14 protein-coding genes are annotated in these 13280 nt (G+C 61.1%); 3 read left to right on the plus strand and 11 right to left on the minus strand.

The genetic code is table 11. The features are described from left to right. Window positions 1–25: 25 nt before the first annotated feature. From J1G37_RS00730 to ppc, 5 genes are all read right to left on the minus strand, one after another. Window positions 26–886, minus strand: a complete 861-nt coding sequence (locus tag J1G37_RS00730; RefSeq protein ID WP_207039833.1) for a DUF72 domain-containing protein — start codon at window positions 884–886, stop codon at window positions 26–28. After that, window positions 886–1176: a hypothetical protein gene (locus tag J1G37_RS00735; protein WP_017738316.1), complete on the minus strand. Its 291-nt coding sequence runs from the start codon at window positions 1174–1176 to the stop codon at window positions 886–888. Before J1G37_RS00735 ends, J1G37_RS00730 begins: the two co-directional genes overlap by 1 nt. A 160-nt stretch (window positions 1177–1336) precedes the next feature. Next, window positions 1337–2023, minus strand: a complete 687-nt coding sequence (tsaB, locus tag J1G37_RS00740) for a tRNA (adenosine(37)-N6)-threonylcarbamoyltransferase complex dimerization subunit type 1 TsaB (RefSeq protein WP_207039834.1) — start codon at window positions 2021–2023, stop codon at window positions 1337–1339. A 90-nt stretch (window positions 2024–2113) separates the two neighbouring features. Continuing rightward, complete coding sequence (gene adk / locus J1G37_RS00745; RefSeq protein ID WP_017738318.1) at window positions 2114–2761, minus strand: adenylate kinase; 648 nt, start codon at window positions 2759–2761, stop codon at window positions 2114–2116. A gap of 279 nt (window positions 2762–3040) precedes the next feature. After that, window positions 3041–5668 carry a phosphoenolpyruvate carboxylase gene (gene ppc, locus J1G37_RS00750; protein WP_207039835.1) on the minus strand — a complete coding sequence of 876 codons (2628 nt, stop codon included), beginning with the start codon at window positions 5666–5668 and terminating at the stop codon, window positions 3041–3043. A gap of 183 nt (window positions 5669–5851) precedes the next feature. On the opposite strand from ppc, the gene J1G37_RS00755 reads away from it, so the two are divergent. The 3 genes from J1G37_RS00755 to J1G37_RS00765 all read left to right on the plus strand — a co-directional run bounded on the left by J1G37_RS00755 (window position 5852) and on the right by J1G37_RS00765 (window position 7734). After that, the gene (locus tag J1G37_RS00755) at window positions 5852–6196 is read left to right on the plus strand and encodes a pilin assembly protein (RefSeq protein WP_207039836.1); all 345 of its coding nucleotides are present in this window, start codon (window positions 5852–5854) and stop codon (window positions 6194–6196) included. Window positions 6197–6481: 285 nt separating this feature from the next. Continuing rightward, complete coding sequence (locus J1G37_RS00760; protein WP_177343934.1) at window positions 6482–6892, plus strand: DUF4398 domain-containing protein; 411 nt, start codon at window positions 6482–6484, stop codon at window positions 6890–6892. Between the two features lie 56 nt (window positions 6893–6948). Further along, on the plus strand, window positions 6949–7734 hold the full coding sequence (locus J1G37_RS00765; RefSeq protein ID WP_207039837.1) for an OmpA family protein: 786 nt from the start codon (window positions 6949–6951) through the stop codon (window positions 7732–7734). 45 nt (window positions 7735–7779) lie between these two features. Here the strand turns inward: J1G37_RS00765 and J1G37_RS00770 are convergent, their stop codons facing one another. The 6 genes from J1G37_RS00770 to lysS all read right to left on the minus strand — a co-directional run bounded on the left by J1G37_RS00770 (window position 7780) and on the right by lysS (window position 13272). Continuing rightward, window positions 7780–8055 carry a hypothetical protein gene (locus J1G37_RS00770; protein ID WP_207039838.1) on the minus strand — a complete coding sequence of 92 codons (276 nt, stop codon included), beginning with the start codon at window positions 8053–8055 and terminating at the stop codon, window positions 7780–7782. A 99-nt stretch (window positions 8056–8154) separates the two neighbouring features. Then, entirely contained in the window at window positions 8155–8481 is a 327-nt protein-coding gene (locus J1G37_RS00775) for a hypothetical protein (protein WP_017738324.1), read from the minus strand. After that, entirely contained in the window at window positions 8478–9383 is a 906-nt protein-coding gene (locus J1G37_RS00780; protein ID WP_207039839.1) for an alpha/beta hydrolase, read from the minus strand. The genes J1G37_RS00775 and J1G37_RS00780 overlap by 4 nt, the downstream gene beginning before the upstream one ends. Window positions 9384–9553: 170 nt before the next feature. Beyond that, window positions 9554–10831, minus strand: coding sequence for a flavohemoglobin expression-modulating QEGLA motif protein (locus tag J1G37_RS00785; protein ID WP_017738326.1), 1278 nt, complete (start codon window positions 10829–10831; stop codon window positions 9554–9556). Window positions 10832–10874: 43 nt separating this feature from the next. Then, window positions 10875–11591, minus strand: coding sequence for a TetR family transcriptional regulator (locus J1G37_RS00790; protein WP_026136994.1), 717 nt, complete (start codon window positions 11589–11591; stop codon window positions 10875–10877). Window positions 11592–11769: 178 nt separating this feature from the next. Then, window positions 11770–13272 (minus strand): lysine--tRNA ligase, encoded by a 1503-nt coding sequence (gene lysS, locus J1G37_RS00795; protein WP_207039840.1) that lies wholly within the window; start codon window positions 13270–13272, stop codon window positions 11770–11772. Window positions 13273–13280 lie beyond the last annotated feature (8 nt).

Below are 13280 nucleotides of genomic sequence, written 5' to 3' on the forward strand. Positions count from 1 at the left end.
CTGGCTCCTGGCGAAAAAAGGAGCCTTAGAGTAACCCCAGTTGCTCCACAGCAGGCGTTCGATTCAGGGTCGGCAGCGGCGGCAGGCCGGGCAGGCGCGCCATCAACTGCTCATGAAAACGCAGCGCTAGTTGCGCCGCCAGGCGGTTGTCCGAGGTGTGCAGGAACACGTAGGGCGTGCGGCCCTCTTCGATCCAGTCGGCGACTTTGGCGACCCACGGGACCAGGAACGGATCGTTGGCCTCCAGCTCGGGATGGCCGATAAACCGCACTTGGGGGAACAGCGTCAGCGCGGCCGGACGCGGCGGCACCTTGGGCTTTTTTGATTGGGCATGCAGCACCGCCGCCGAAGTGGACGTGCAACTGAACAGCGCACGCGGGTCCAGGCAGATGCGCTCAACACCCCGATCCCGCAATAGCCGGTTGAGCATGCGCTCGGCATCGCCCTTGGCGAAGAACTCGGGGTGGCGCACTTCCACCGCCAGCGGGCGCTCCAGGCCGTCGATAAACCCAGCCAACTCGGCGAGCCGCTGCGGTGAGAAAGTCGCCGACAATTGCAGCCACATCGGCGACACACGCTCGCCCAGCGGGCTCATCAAGCCGACAAAACTTTCCGCGGCCGGCAACTGCTCGCGCAAGTCGCCGCCATGGCTGATATCACCCGGGAATTTCGCGGTGAAGCGAAAATCCTCGGGCATGATCTCGGCCCAGCGCTGCACCGTAGCCGCTGAAGGTCGCGCATAAAACGTGGTGTTGCCTTCAACGGCGTTGAAGACCTGGGAATAGAGGGCAAGGTAATCGCTGGAACGCGCATCGGCCGGGTACAGGTACTCGCGCCAGGCGTTTTCACTCCAGGACGGGCAACCGATGAAATAAGGCAGGCGCATCAGATGTGGATGTCGAGACCCAGCACTTCCATATCCCATTCGACAAAGCCGGCGGTGGTCAGGTAGCTGGCCAGGGCGGTGGCAACGCTTTTGCTCATGGAGCGGGGGAAGACCATGTCTTGCTGACGGGCGGGAAGACCGCTGATACGGGCTTGGGCATTGGCCTGCGCATCGGCTTGGACTTCGATGAAGTCCGGCGAATCCTCGACAGCGTCATCCACCGTCGCATTTGCCTTACGCGGCTTGCGCTTGATTGGGTAGGACTGTGAGGAAAAGCCATCAATACGCATGGGCGCGAACTCGCTATCAGTAATGGCATTTTAGTGGCGCAATCCGTAGCGCGCAAATGCTCTGGTGATAACTAGAACACATAATTTGCAAAAGGTTTAAAAGCTGGGGCAAATTCTGACGATTGGCGATTTTCGCCGGAAAATGCCCACACTTTTGACGTCAAATAATCCCGCGCTCGGCCTTGGTCTGCGCAACTTTATCGCGCAGGTAAACCGGCGCCGCCTGGTCGGCGGGAATCCCTTCGCCACGCTCGAAAGCGAAGCGTGCCAAGGTCAGCAGGTCTTCGGCGTGTGGCAACATCGCGGCGTCCTGGCCCACCAACTGCACACCGATGCGCTCGCCATAACCCCAGCCGGTGCCAGCACCGAACCAGTCACCGCTGGCACCCTGCGGCAATACCGACGCCTCTGGCGGCTGCACGGCTTCGACGCCCACCAGGCGCATCTCCCCCGCCGTCTCGCGGTAGCAGCCCCAATAGACTTCATCCATGCGTGCATCGATGGCCGCTGCCACCTGCTGGGCGCCGTGCTCGCGCAAGGCACGCTGGGCCAGCACGGCGAGGTTGGACACCGGCAGCACCGGACGCTCCAGCGCAAACGCCAGGCCCTGCACCACGCCAATGGCAATACGCACACCGGTAAACGCGCCGGGGCCACGGCCGAAGGCGATGGCATCGACGGCCGCCAAGGTGGTGCCGGCGTCTTCAAGCAGTTGCTTGATCATCGGCAACAGCTTCTGCGCATGCAGGCGCGGGATCACCTCGTAGTGGCTCGTAACCTTGCCATCGTGCAGCAGGGCAACGGAGCAAGCTTCAGTCGCGGTGTCCAGGGCCAGCAGGGTGCTCATTGGTGTGGGTGTCCAAGTCGAAAAAAAGTGCGCCAGTATAAACAACAACGGCCCGCAAGCGGGCCGTTATAGGTGAAGCAAATCGAGTGATCAGCTCAGTGCTTGCAGCACTTTGGCAGTGATCGCCTCGACCGAGCCAACACCTGGGATGTGGCTGTACTTCGGCTTGCCTTGGGCAGCCGACAGCTTCTGGTAGAAATCCACCAGCGGCTTGGTCTGGGAGTGGTAGACCGACAGGCGATGACGCACGGTTTCTTCGGTGTCGTCTTTGCGCTGCACCAGCTCTTCGCCGGTCACATCGTCCTTGCCTTCAACCTTTGGCGGGTTGTAGATGGTGTGGTACACGCGGCCCGAGGCTTCGTGAACGCGACGACCGGCAATACGCTGGACGATTTCTTCGTCTTCAACCGCGATTTCGACCACTGCGTCCAGCTCGACGCCTGCCTTCACCAGGGCTTCAGCCTGGGGAATGGTGCGTGGGAAGCCGTCGAACAGGAAGCCGTTCTTGCAGTCTTCCTGGCTGATGCGTTCCTTGACCAGGTTGATGATCAAGTCATCGGACACCAGGCCACCGCTGTCCATCACGCTCTTGGCGATCAGGCCCAGCTCGGTGCCGGCCTTGACCGCTGCACGCAGCATGTCGCCGGTGGAGATTTGTGGAATGCCGAATTTTTCAGTGATGAACTTTGCCTGAGTACCTTTACCGGCCCCGGGAGCTCCCAGCAGAATGACGCGCATTGATGTGCTCCTCAATTTTTTATAGAGATGATGCTCGGATTCGCCGCGTGGGGCCAATCGCGTAAAAATAGGATTCGGGCCGCCCAAACGGCCAAAGGCTGATCAAGATACACAGCGGGCCGTCACCATACAAGCCGCCAAAAGTCGCAGGAACCCGCGCAGGGCATGCGTCATAGGTAGGGTGTGCCCGGGTGCAACCCGCCGCCACAAACGCCGGCCGCCCATTTGCGGGCGGCCGCCGTGGTTTATCTGCAAGCCGTTGAGAACACTTGGAAAACCTTAGCCGGTGTTGCGCAAACCAGCGGCAATACCGGCCACGGACACCAGCAGCGCCTGTTCCAGAGGGCTGTCCTGCGCCGCCTCCTGTTGGCGCGAGCGGGCCAGCAACTCGGCCTGCAACAGGTGCAAGGGGTCGAGGTAGGTGTTGCGCAGGCGGATAAACTCCAGGGTGTCAGGGCTATGGGCCAGCAGTTGCGACTGGCCAGTCAGGCCAAGCACCACACTGCACGCCTGCGACAATAGGTCGCGTAAGTGCGCACCCAATGGCAACAGGTCTGGCTGCACCAGGCGCTCGTCATACAGCCGGGCGATGTCCGCATCGGCCTTGGCCAACACCATTTCCAGCATGTCGATGCGGGTGCGGAAGAACGGCCACTGTTCACGCATCTGCCCCAGCAGCTCACCTTCGCCACGCTCCAGCGCCTTGCTCAACGCGGCTTCCCAGCCGAGCCAGGCGGGCAGCATCAGGCGGGTTTGGGTCCAGCCGAAGATCCACGGGATCGCGCGCAGGCTTTCAATGCCCCCCGCACGGCGCTTGGCCGGGCGACTGCCCAGGGGCAAGCGGCCGAGTTCCTGCTCCGGGGTGGACTGGCGGAAGTACTCGACGAACTGCGGATTTTCCCGCACCACGGCGCGGTAGGCGCTGACACCATCTGCCGCCAATTCGTCCATCAAATAGCGCCAGGCCGGCTCCGGTGGCGGCGGTGGCAGCAAGGTCGCTTCCAGCACCGCTGCCAGATAGAGATTGAGGTTTTGCTCGGCGATGTCCGGCAGGCCGAACTTGAAGCGGATCATTTCGCCTTGTTCGGTGGTGCGGAAGCGCCCCGCCACCGAGCCTGGAGGCTGTGACAGGATCGCCGCGTGGGCCGGGCCGCCGCCACGCCCCACGGTGCCACCGCGACCGTGGAACAACAGCAGTTCCACCTGCTGCTCGCGGCAGATGTCCACCAAACGCTCCTGTGCGCGGTATTGCGCCCAGGCGGCGGCGGTGGTGCCGGCGTCCTTGGCCGAGTCGGAGTAGCCGATCATCACTTCCTGCGGGCCTTGCAGCCGCGCGCGATAGCCCGGCAGCAGCAACAGGCGCTCGATCACCGGGCCGGCGTTGTCCAGGTCGGCCAGGGTTTCGAACAGCGGCACCACGCGCATCGGCCGCTGCACGCCCGACTCTTTGAGCAGCAGTTGCACGGCGAGCACGTCCGACGCAGCGCCGGCCATCGAGATGACATACGAACCGAGGGATGCAGCCGGTGCGGCGGCAATTTCCTTACAGGTATTCAAGACTTCGGCAGTGTCCGCCGACGGCTTGAAATAACCCGGCAGCAGCGGCCGACGGTTGCTCAATTCTTTCGTCAGGAAGCTGATGCGTGCGTCTTCGTCCCAGTCCTCATAACGGCCCAGGCCGAGGTAATCGGTGATTTCGGTCATGGCCGCCGAATGCCGGCTGGAGTCCTGGCGCACATCCAGGCGCACCAGGAACAAGCCAAAGGTCACGGCGCGGCGCAGGCAATCGAGGAGCGGGCCGTCGGCAATCACGCCCATGCCGCATTCGTGCAGCGACTGATAGCACAGCTCCAGCGGATCGAGCAGGTCACGGTTGTTTTGCAGGACCTCGGCCGGTGCGGGGGTCGGCGCGGTCAGCGCCGTGTGGGCCCATTGCCGCGTCGCACGCAGGCGTTCGCGCAACTGTTTAAGCAACGCGCGATACGGCTCGACGCTGTCGCCAACCTTGGCCTGCAACGCCGGGCTGGCCTGCTGCATCGACAGCTCCGAAGCCAGGTGGTCGATGTCGCGCAGGTACAGATCCGCCGCCATCCAGCGTGCCAGCAACAGCACTTCGCGGGTCACCGGCGCGGTGACGTTCGGGTTGCCGTCGCGGTCGCCGCCCATCCAGGACGCGAAGCGAATCGGCGCAGCTTCCAAGGGCAGGCGCAGGCCGGTAGCGGCGTGCAGGGCCTGGTCGGCCTTGCGCAGGTAATTGGGGATGGCGTGCCACAGCGAATGTTCAATCACCGCGAAGCCCCACTTGGCTTCGTCCACCGGCGTAGGGCGTACGCGGCGGATTTCTTCGGTGTGCCAGGCCTCGGCGATCAGCCGTTGCAGGCGCTCGCGGATCTGCTGGCGCTCGGCCGTGGTGAGGTCGCGGTGATCCTGCAACGCCAGTTGAGCGGCAATCGCATCGTATTTCTGGATCAGGGTGCGGCGCGCCACTTCGGTGGGGTGGGCGGTGAGGACCAGCTCGATCTCCAGCCGCGCCAGCTGGCGGGCCAGGGATTCATTGCTGTGGCCTTCGCTTTGCAGGCGCGCCAGCAGCTCGGGCAGCACGCGGGCTTCGAACGGCGCCGGCTGCGACTCATCGCGCCGGTGAATCAGTTGGTACTGCTCGGCGATATTGGCCAGGTTGAGGAACTGGTTAAACGCCCGGGCTACCGGCAGCAGTTCGTCTTCCTGCAGTTGGTTGAGGCTGGCACTCAGTTCATCGCCGGCGCCACGCCGGTCGGCCTTGGCGCCTTTGCGGATCTGCTCGATCTTGTCGAGAAAACCGTCGCCGTACTGCTCTCGAATGGTATTGCCCAACAGTTCACCCAGCAGGTGAACGTCCTCACGCAAGCGTGCATCGATATCACTCATCAGCCAATCTCCAGCAGGAATCCGGGACGCGCAGGTCTGCCAGAGTGCCGCCAGCATCCATTTCTGACAAGACTTTAAACCTTGTGGGATGCAGCTAGTCTCAACACTGAGTCGCCGCGTTTATCCACGCGCGCGGCTGGTCACTCATCACCGCCTGCTATCGCGGGCTTTATTGAGGTTGCCATGAAAATTCGAGAACTGGCCCAACATTGGGAAGAGAACGCCAAGGGTCGCCTGACCAAAACCGAGTACGCGATCCATCTGGATATGGAGTCCGCTGCACGGCTGGCGGCCATCGCCGAAATGTACCCCAAGCGCCACCCTGAAGAATTGCTGGGCGAACTGATCGGCGCCGCCCTTGAAGAGCTGGAAGCCAGCTTTCCCTACATCAAGGGCCAGCAGGTGATTGCCACCGATGAAGAGGGTGACCCGCTGTACGAAGACGTCGGCCCTACCCCACGCTTCCTTACGCTGTCGCGTCGCTATCTGCATGATTTGTCAGCGAGTGCCGACGAACAGAAACACTGACACCTTGCGGTAAACCCCTTGTATTCCGGGCCTCCCGCAGGCCCGGCGTACCCCTGCGCAACGCAGAAGTTCCAAGTTTTTTCGCTGACCGATCAGTCAGATATTTTTTTAGGCAAATCGCCATCTTCTCTGAACTATTCAAAAAAGCCTCCGGTCACACCCAGTAAGCCATCACTTGGAACGGCCGTTTGAACTGGCGTCATGTGCCTTATCCGCCGGACCCGCAAGCGACCTCTGAGGATGGATTTGAAGTTTTTCAGGAGTTATCCAATGGAGTTGAAGACGATGAAGACCAGCACTGCCAAATCCTCGTTTAACCACCTGCGCGGGCTTAAATTGGCCGCGCTGGCAATCGGCACCAGCTTCGTTCTCGCGGGCTGCGCCGGCAACCCGCCGACCGAGCAATACGCGGTGACCCAGTCTGCCGTGAACAGCGCAGTCAGCGCTGGCGGTACCGAGTACGCCGCCGTGGAAATGAAGTCGGCCCAGGACAAGCTCAAGCAAGCCGAAATTGCCATGCACGACAAGAACTACGACGAAGCCCGTCGCCTGGCCGAGCAAGCCGAATGGGACGCTCGCGTGGCCGAGCGCAAAGCCCAGGCCGCCAAGGCAGAGCAGGCTGTGAAGGACTCCCAGAAAGCTGTGCAGGAGCTGCGTCAGGAAGGCATGCGCCCGGCTGTGATCAAACAGCAATAAGCCGCCGCCACCCGATTGCATTGCACCCGATATCGAATTGAAAGGACGACACGACTATGCGTAAACAATTGATGATCCCTGCCCTGCTGGCGATGAGCGTTGCCCTGGCGGCCTGCTCCACCCCGCCGAACGCGAACCTGGAAAACGCACGGACCAACTACTCGGCCCTGCAAACCAACCCGCAGGCCACCAAGCTGGCGGCGCTGGAAACCAAGGACGCCAGCGAATGGCTGGACAAGGCCGACAAAGCCTATCGCGACAAGGAAGACCAGAAGAAGGTCGACCAACTGGCCTACCTGACCAACCAGCGCGTTGAAGTGGCCAAGGACACCATCGTCCTGCGCGAATCCGAAGCCAAGCTGAAAAACGCCGGCGACGACCGTGCCCGCGCCCTGCTGGAAGCCCGTGACGCACAGATCAAGCAGTTGCAAGACAGCTTGAACGCCAAGCAGACGGATCGCGGTACGCTGGTGACCTTTGGTGACGTGCTGTTCGCTACCAACAAGTCCGACCTGAAATCCAGCGGCCTGGTGAATATCACCAAGCTGGCGCAGTTCCTGCGCGACAACCCGGACCGTAAAGTGATCGTCGAAGGCTACACCGACAGCACCGGTTCCGATGCGTACAACCAGAGCCTGTCCGAGCGCCGTGCCGCTTCGGTACAACGTGCACTGGCACAGCAAGGCGTGGATATTTCGCGCATCGTGACTCAGGGCTACGGCAAGGAATACCCGGTTGCCGACAATGGCAGCGTGTCGGGCCGTGCCATGAATCGCCGGGTTGAAGTGACCATTTCCAACGACAACCAACCGGTCAAGCCACGGTCTTCCGTCGCCAACTGATCGAACGTCATAAAAAAACCCCGCTAATTAGCGGGGTTTTTTTGTTTAGCTGAAGTTGACAGGGCCAGTGTTTGACTCAGGCATTTGGATTTGCGGGCCTTGCATCTGGGCCTGAGGGTCTCCCCCGTTACCACCTGCCGAACCACCACCTGCACCACCCGCACCGCTACCGCCCTGGGCGCCACCCACGCTGGCCATCAACTCTTCCAGAAGCTTCTTCAACTTCTCGACGTCCATTTGCCCTTGCTGGCCACCCACTTGACCCATCTGGTCCATGCTGCCGACCATATTGCCGCCCATGCCGCCGATACCTGAAATCATATTCATACTCCATACGTTCACAATTGGGTAAGTTGTGTCTCAACTTTGCCGACACTCCCATCAGTGGTCTCGTACGGAATATGGTTCCTTCCGGTCAGGTTACTGCTGCAACTGCGGCGTCTCCTGACCCATGCAGCGCACTGCCTGCTTCTTGTTGTTTACCAGCACGCCGCTGAGACCTTTCTGCTCGGTGTCGAACATCACCAGCACGCCATCGACGCACTGCGCCACTTGCGCGGCCGGCGTCAGGGAAATCTTGTAATCCTCGCCCGGCACGGTCTTGAGCATGGTGAAGTCACTGAGCAGCAGCGCATCTTCGGGCTTGGCGAAGTGCAGGTAGCCGTAGAACCACAGGCAGCCGACGGTGCCGATAATGGTGCCGATGCCGGTGAGGATCAGCGGGATCATGTTGCGTTCTTCGCTCATTGCGGGCTCTCTGATGAATCAATGTTGGGAATGGGATAATTCGGAATTTCGCCCAGGCGGCGTAGGCCGTTGAAGTGCTGGGGATCGTCCAGATAGCGCAGCATCACGGTTTGCCAGGTCTTGTCGGCAAAAGTCTGCACATGGCCGCCACGGGTCAATTGCAGCACTCTCGGCGGTGGCGCGGCTTGATACAGGCGGATAACGTTGGCCACCGGCACAATCGGGTCATCCAGGCTGTGGAACAGCAGTTTCGGCACGCCGGTCAACTTTGGCATGGCATGGATCGCGCTGTCGGCGTCCGGCACCAGCCAGGACAAGGGCACTTGCAACGGCCATGTTAACCAGGAGGTGCTCAGGGCGAATTGTCCTACGTCACGGTAACTGGCGGGCACGCCGTCCAAGACCAGCGCCTTGAGTTGCGGCTGACGCTCCGGATGGGCCGCCAGGTAATGCACCGCCAGCGCACCGCCCAGGCTTTGGCCGAGGACGATCAAAGGCTGGTTTTGCGTTTCGGGGGCCTTGTCGATCCAACTGAACGCCGCGTCGATGTCTTGATAAACCGCCGGCAATGACGGCTTGCCTTCGGACAGGCCATAACCTCGATAGTCCAGCAGCAACACCTGATAGCCCTGCTCCGGCAACCACCAGCTACCGCCCAGGTGCCAGGCCAGGTTGCCGCCGTTGCCATGCAGGTGCAGCACCGTGCCCTTGAGCGGCACGCCGGGTTTGGCGGGCAGCCACCAGGCGTGGAGTTTTACCCCGTCGGCGGTGGTGAGGGTGATGTCACGGTAGGCCAGGTGGGCTTTTTCCGGTGTGAACGGTAGGTCGGGTTCGGGGTAGAACAGCAGGGAGCTGCAGCCGTTTAAAGTGAGTAGCAGGCACAGAATGCCGAGGATTCTCATCCGTTGAAGCCTCGCTGATATTCGAAATTTTCAGACTCAGTGGGATTCTATTGTGGGAGCTGGCTTGCCTGCGATAGCGGTGTATCAGTCACCACTGTTTCAACTGATAGACCGCTATCGCAGGCAAGCCAGCTCCCACATTTTGATCCGGTTTTTGTCAGGCAGATCCTTTATAGGATGTTGGAGTAATCCGCCTCAATCCGATCCAGGCTCAAGTGGTTGAGGAAGTTGGAGAAGCACATCCACGCCGCCAGCGCGTTCATGTCGCGGAACTGCTCCGGCAGGTATTTGGGCGGCACCACCAGGCCTTCGTCCACCAATTGGCGCAGGGTGCGCATGTCTTCCAGGGTGGTCTTGCCGCAAAACAGCAGCGGCACTTGTTCCAACTTGCCTTTGCGCACCGCCAACTGGATGTAGTTGTAGACCATGATAAAGCCCTTGAGGTAGGACAAATCCTTGGTAAACGGCAGACCCGTCGGCACCGAGCCACGGAATACGCGACTGGCGTTGCCGTAGCTTTCGGCCATTTCAAAGCCTTGCTCACGGAAGAACTCGAACACCTGCAGGAAGTCGGCGCCCTCTTCCACCATATGGATCGCGCGGGTGCGGTTGGTCAGCTTGCGCAGGCGGCTCGGGTAGGAGGCGAAGGTGATGATCTCCATCAGGATCGCCAGGCCTTCCTGGGTCACGGTGGACGACGGCGGGCCCTTGGACAGGAAGGTGCAGATCGGCTGGTTCTGCCCGTTGAGGGTGGTGCCGACGTGCACCAGGCCTTCGTGCACTTCCAGGGCGCGCACGTCGCGGTCGTTGAACATTGCGTCGGCGCGGATCTTGATGTAGTCGGCGCCCGCCGCCGCGTCGGCGACAATGCCGTCGGACTCGAACACGCGGATGGTTTCCTCGGCCTCGCCAAACACCTTGTTCAGGCGGGTTTGCAGCAAGGCAACGGCGTCCTTGGCGGTGAGGGTCTTGGCCTCATCCTTCAAATCGCCACGGCCGTCGATGTTGTTCAGGTAGTCGGAGAGCATCAGGCCGAGGTCGGCCAGGGTCGGGTCGCCGGCGTGGAACGCATCGGAGGCGGCGCCGTAGAGTTCCTGGGAGATCAGGCCGAAGTCTTCGGTGCCACGCGCTTCGAGCATGCGCACTACCATGCGGTATTCGCGGCACATGCGGCGCATGATCTGCCCCACCGGGCTGAACTGGCCGAGGCGACGGGTGATGTCGCGCTCGATGTTCTGGAACTCCAGCTTCACCGCACTGGAATCGAACGACAACGGCCGGTTGAGGTAATAGTCACGGCTCACGGCCGGCATTTCCTTGCCCTTGGCCTTGAGGAAGCCCTGGCGAATGCTGTCGTCCCACTTCACGGCGTCGAGGACGCGAATCGGTGTTTGCGCCAGCACAATGCGATCAGACAAGGTGCGTATCGTCTGCTGGTAATCGTCCACCTGGAACTTCCTCTTTAAACGTTATGTGCCCAAGCAGCCTACGTCAGACCGACGCCAACACCAAATGCATGTAGCGCTTGAGGATTTCAAGCATCTCTTCACCGGTCAGGCTGTCTGCGCTGCCGAGCAGGCCCTGATACTCCATCCGACCGATTATAGCCGTCAACACCTTGGCATCCTGCTGCGGCTCGCGCGAACCCAATACCTGGAAAAACTGCCCGGTGCCCTGCAACAGGATCTGCTGGTGGGAGCGCACCAACTCGGCCAGGCGCGGGTTCAGCAGGGCTTCTTGGCGAAACGCCTGCTCGGCCATCAGGTGTTCACGACGGTTGGTCAGTTGGCGCATCACGTAGTCGGCCGTCAGCCGCGCGATGTCATCGGCCAGTTGCGAGCGCGACTGCGGGCTGCCATCACCGTAGGCGACCATCTCCCGCAGCAAGCCTTCGTTGCGCACCCACAGCTTGCCCATGAACGCGGCGCTGCGTTCGACGTATTGGGCGAAGGTATCGGTGAGCAGATCATCGATATCCTTGAAATAGTAGGTGGTGGCCGACAACGGCACGCCGGCCTCCGCCGCCACGGCGCGATGGCGAACGCCACGTACGCCGTCGCGCACGACGATGCGCATGGCCGCATCGAGAATGTCTTGCCGGCGCTGCTCGCTGCCCCGGCGACTGGCCTTGCGGCCTTGGTACTGGACACTTTCAGCCACGGCAGCAGCAATGCCGGCGGCGCCTTCTTGAGCCATAACGCGGTTCACCACAGATCTTCCTTTGAAAGGTGACGCAGAGCGTCAGGGGAGGCATTCCCACGCGGAGCGTGGGAACGATCATCCCATGCAGAGCGTGGGAACGATCCCTTGGCGCTGTTTGCTTGACGCTTAAATACGCCACATAAAAAAGCCGCCTTATAAAAGGCGGCTTCGGGTTTCGCTTCGCTTACGCTTGTGGCCGCATGTGCGGGAACAAGATCACGTCGCGGATCGACGGCGAGTCTGTCAACAACATCACCAGGCGGTCGATGCCGATACCTTCACCAGCGGTCGGCGGCATGCCGTATTCCAGGGCGCGGACGAAGTCGGCGTCGTAGTGCATGGCTTCGTCGTCGCCGGCGTCCTTGTCGGCCACCTGGGCCATGAAGCGCTCGGCCTGGTCTTCCGCGTCGTTCAACTCGGAGTAGGCGTTGGCGATTTCACGGCCGCCGATGAACAGTTCGAAACGGTCAGTGACGTTCGGGTTGTCATCGTTGCGACGGGCCAGCGGCGACACTTCGAACGGGTACTGGGTAATGAAGTGCGGCTGTTCCAGCTTGTGCTCCACCAGTTCTTCGAAAATCATCACCTGCAGCTTGCCCAGGCCTTCAAAGCCCAGCACCTTGGCGCCAGCTTTCTTGGCGATAGCACGGGCCTTGTCGATGTCGGTCAGGTCGTCAGCGGTCAGCTCAGGGTTGTACTTGAGGATCGAATCGAACACCGACAGACGCACGAACGGCTCGCCGAAGTGGAACACTTTGTCGCCATAAGGCACGTCGGTGCTGCCCAGGACCAGCTGCGCCAGCTCGCGGAACAGCTCTTCGGTCAGGTCCATGTTGTCTTCGTAGTCGGCGTAAGCCTGGTAGAACTCCAACATGGTGAATTCTGGGTTGTGACGGGTCGAGACGCCTTCGTTACGGAAGTTGCGGTTGATCTCGAACACTTTTTCAAAGCCACCCACCACCAGGCGCTTGAGGTACAGCTCCGGCGCGATACGCAGGAACATTTCCATGTCCAGCGCATTGTGGTGGGTTTCGAACGGCTTGGCCGCGGCACCACCAGGGATGGTTTGCAGCATCGGCGTTTCGACTTCAAGGAAGTCACGCTGCATCAGGAAACTGCGGATATGCGCGATCACTTGCGAACGCACACGGAAGGTGTGGCGCACGTCTTCGTTGACGATAAGGTCAACGTAGCGCTGGCGGTAGCGCTGCTCGGTGTCGGTCAGGCCGTGGTGCTTGTCCGGCAGCGGGCGCAGGGATTTGGTCAGCAGGCGCACATTGGTCATTTCAACGTACAGGTCGCCCTTGCCCGAACGGGCCAGGGTGCCTTCTGCCGCGATGATGTCGCCCATGTCCCAGGTTTTCACCGCGGCCAGGGTTTCTTCCGACAGGGTTTTACGGTTGACGTAGACCTGGATGCGCCCGGTCATGTCCTGGATCACCATGAACGAGCCACGGTTGAGCATGATGCGACCTGCCACCTTGACCGGGATCGCAGCCTCTGCCAGCTCTTCCTTGGTCTTGTCGGCGTATTGCTTCTGCAACGCATCGCAGTAGTTTTCGCGACGGAAGTCGTTGGGGAAGGCATTGCCCTTGGCGCGCTCGGCAGCAAGCTTTTCCTTGCGCAGGGCGATCAGGGAGTTTTCTTCCTGTTGCAGGGCTTGCGGGTCGAGTTGTTGGTCGCTCATGTCTTTAA

This window comes from Pseudomonas sp. Marseille-Q1929 (assembly GCF_017316265.1).
In the GTDB taxonomy this organism is placed as follows: Bacteria; Pseudomonadota; Gammaproteobacteria; order Pseudomonadales; family Pseudomonadaceae; genus Aquipseudomonas.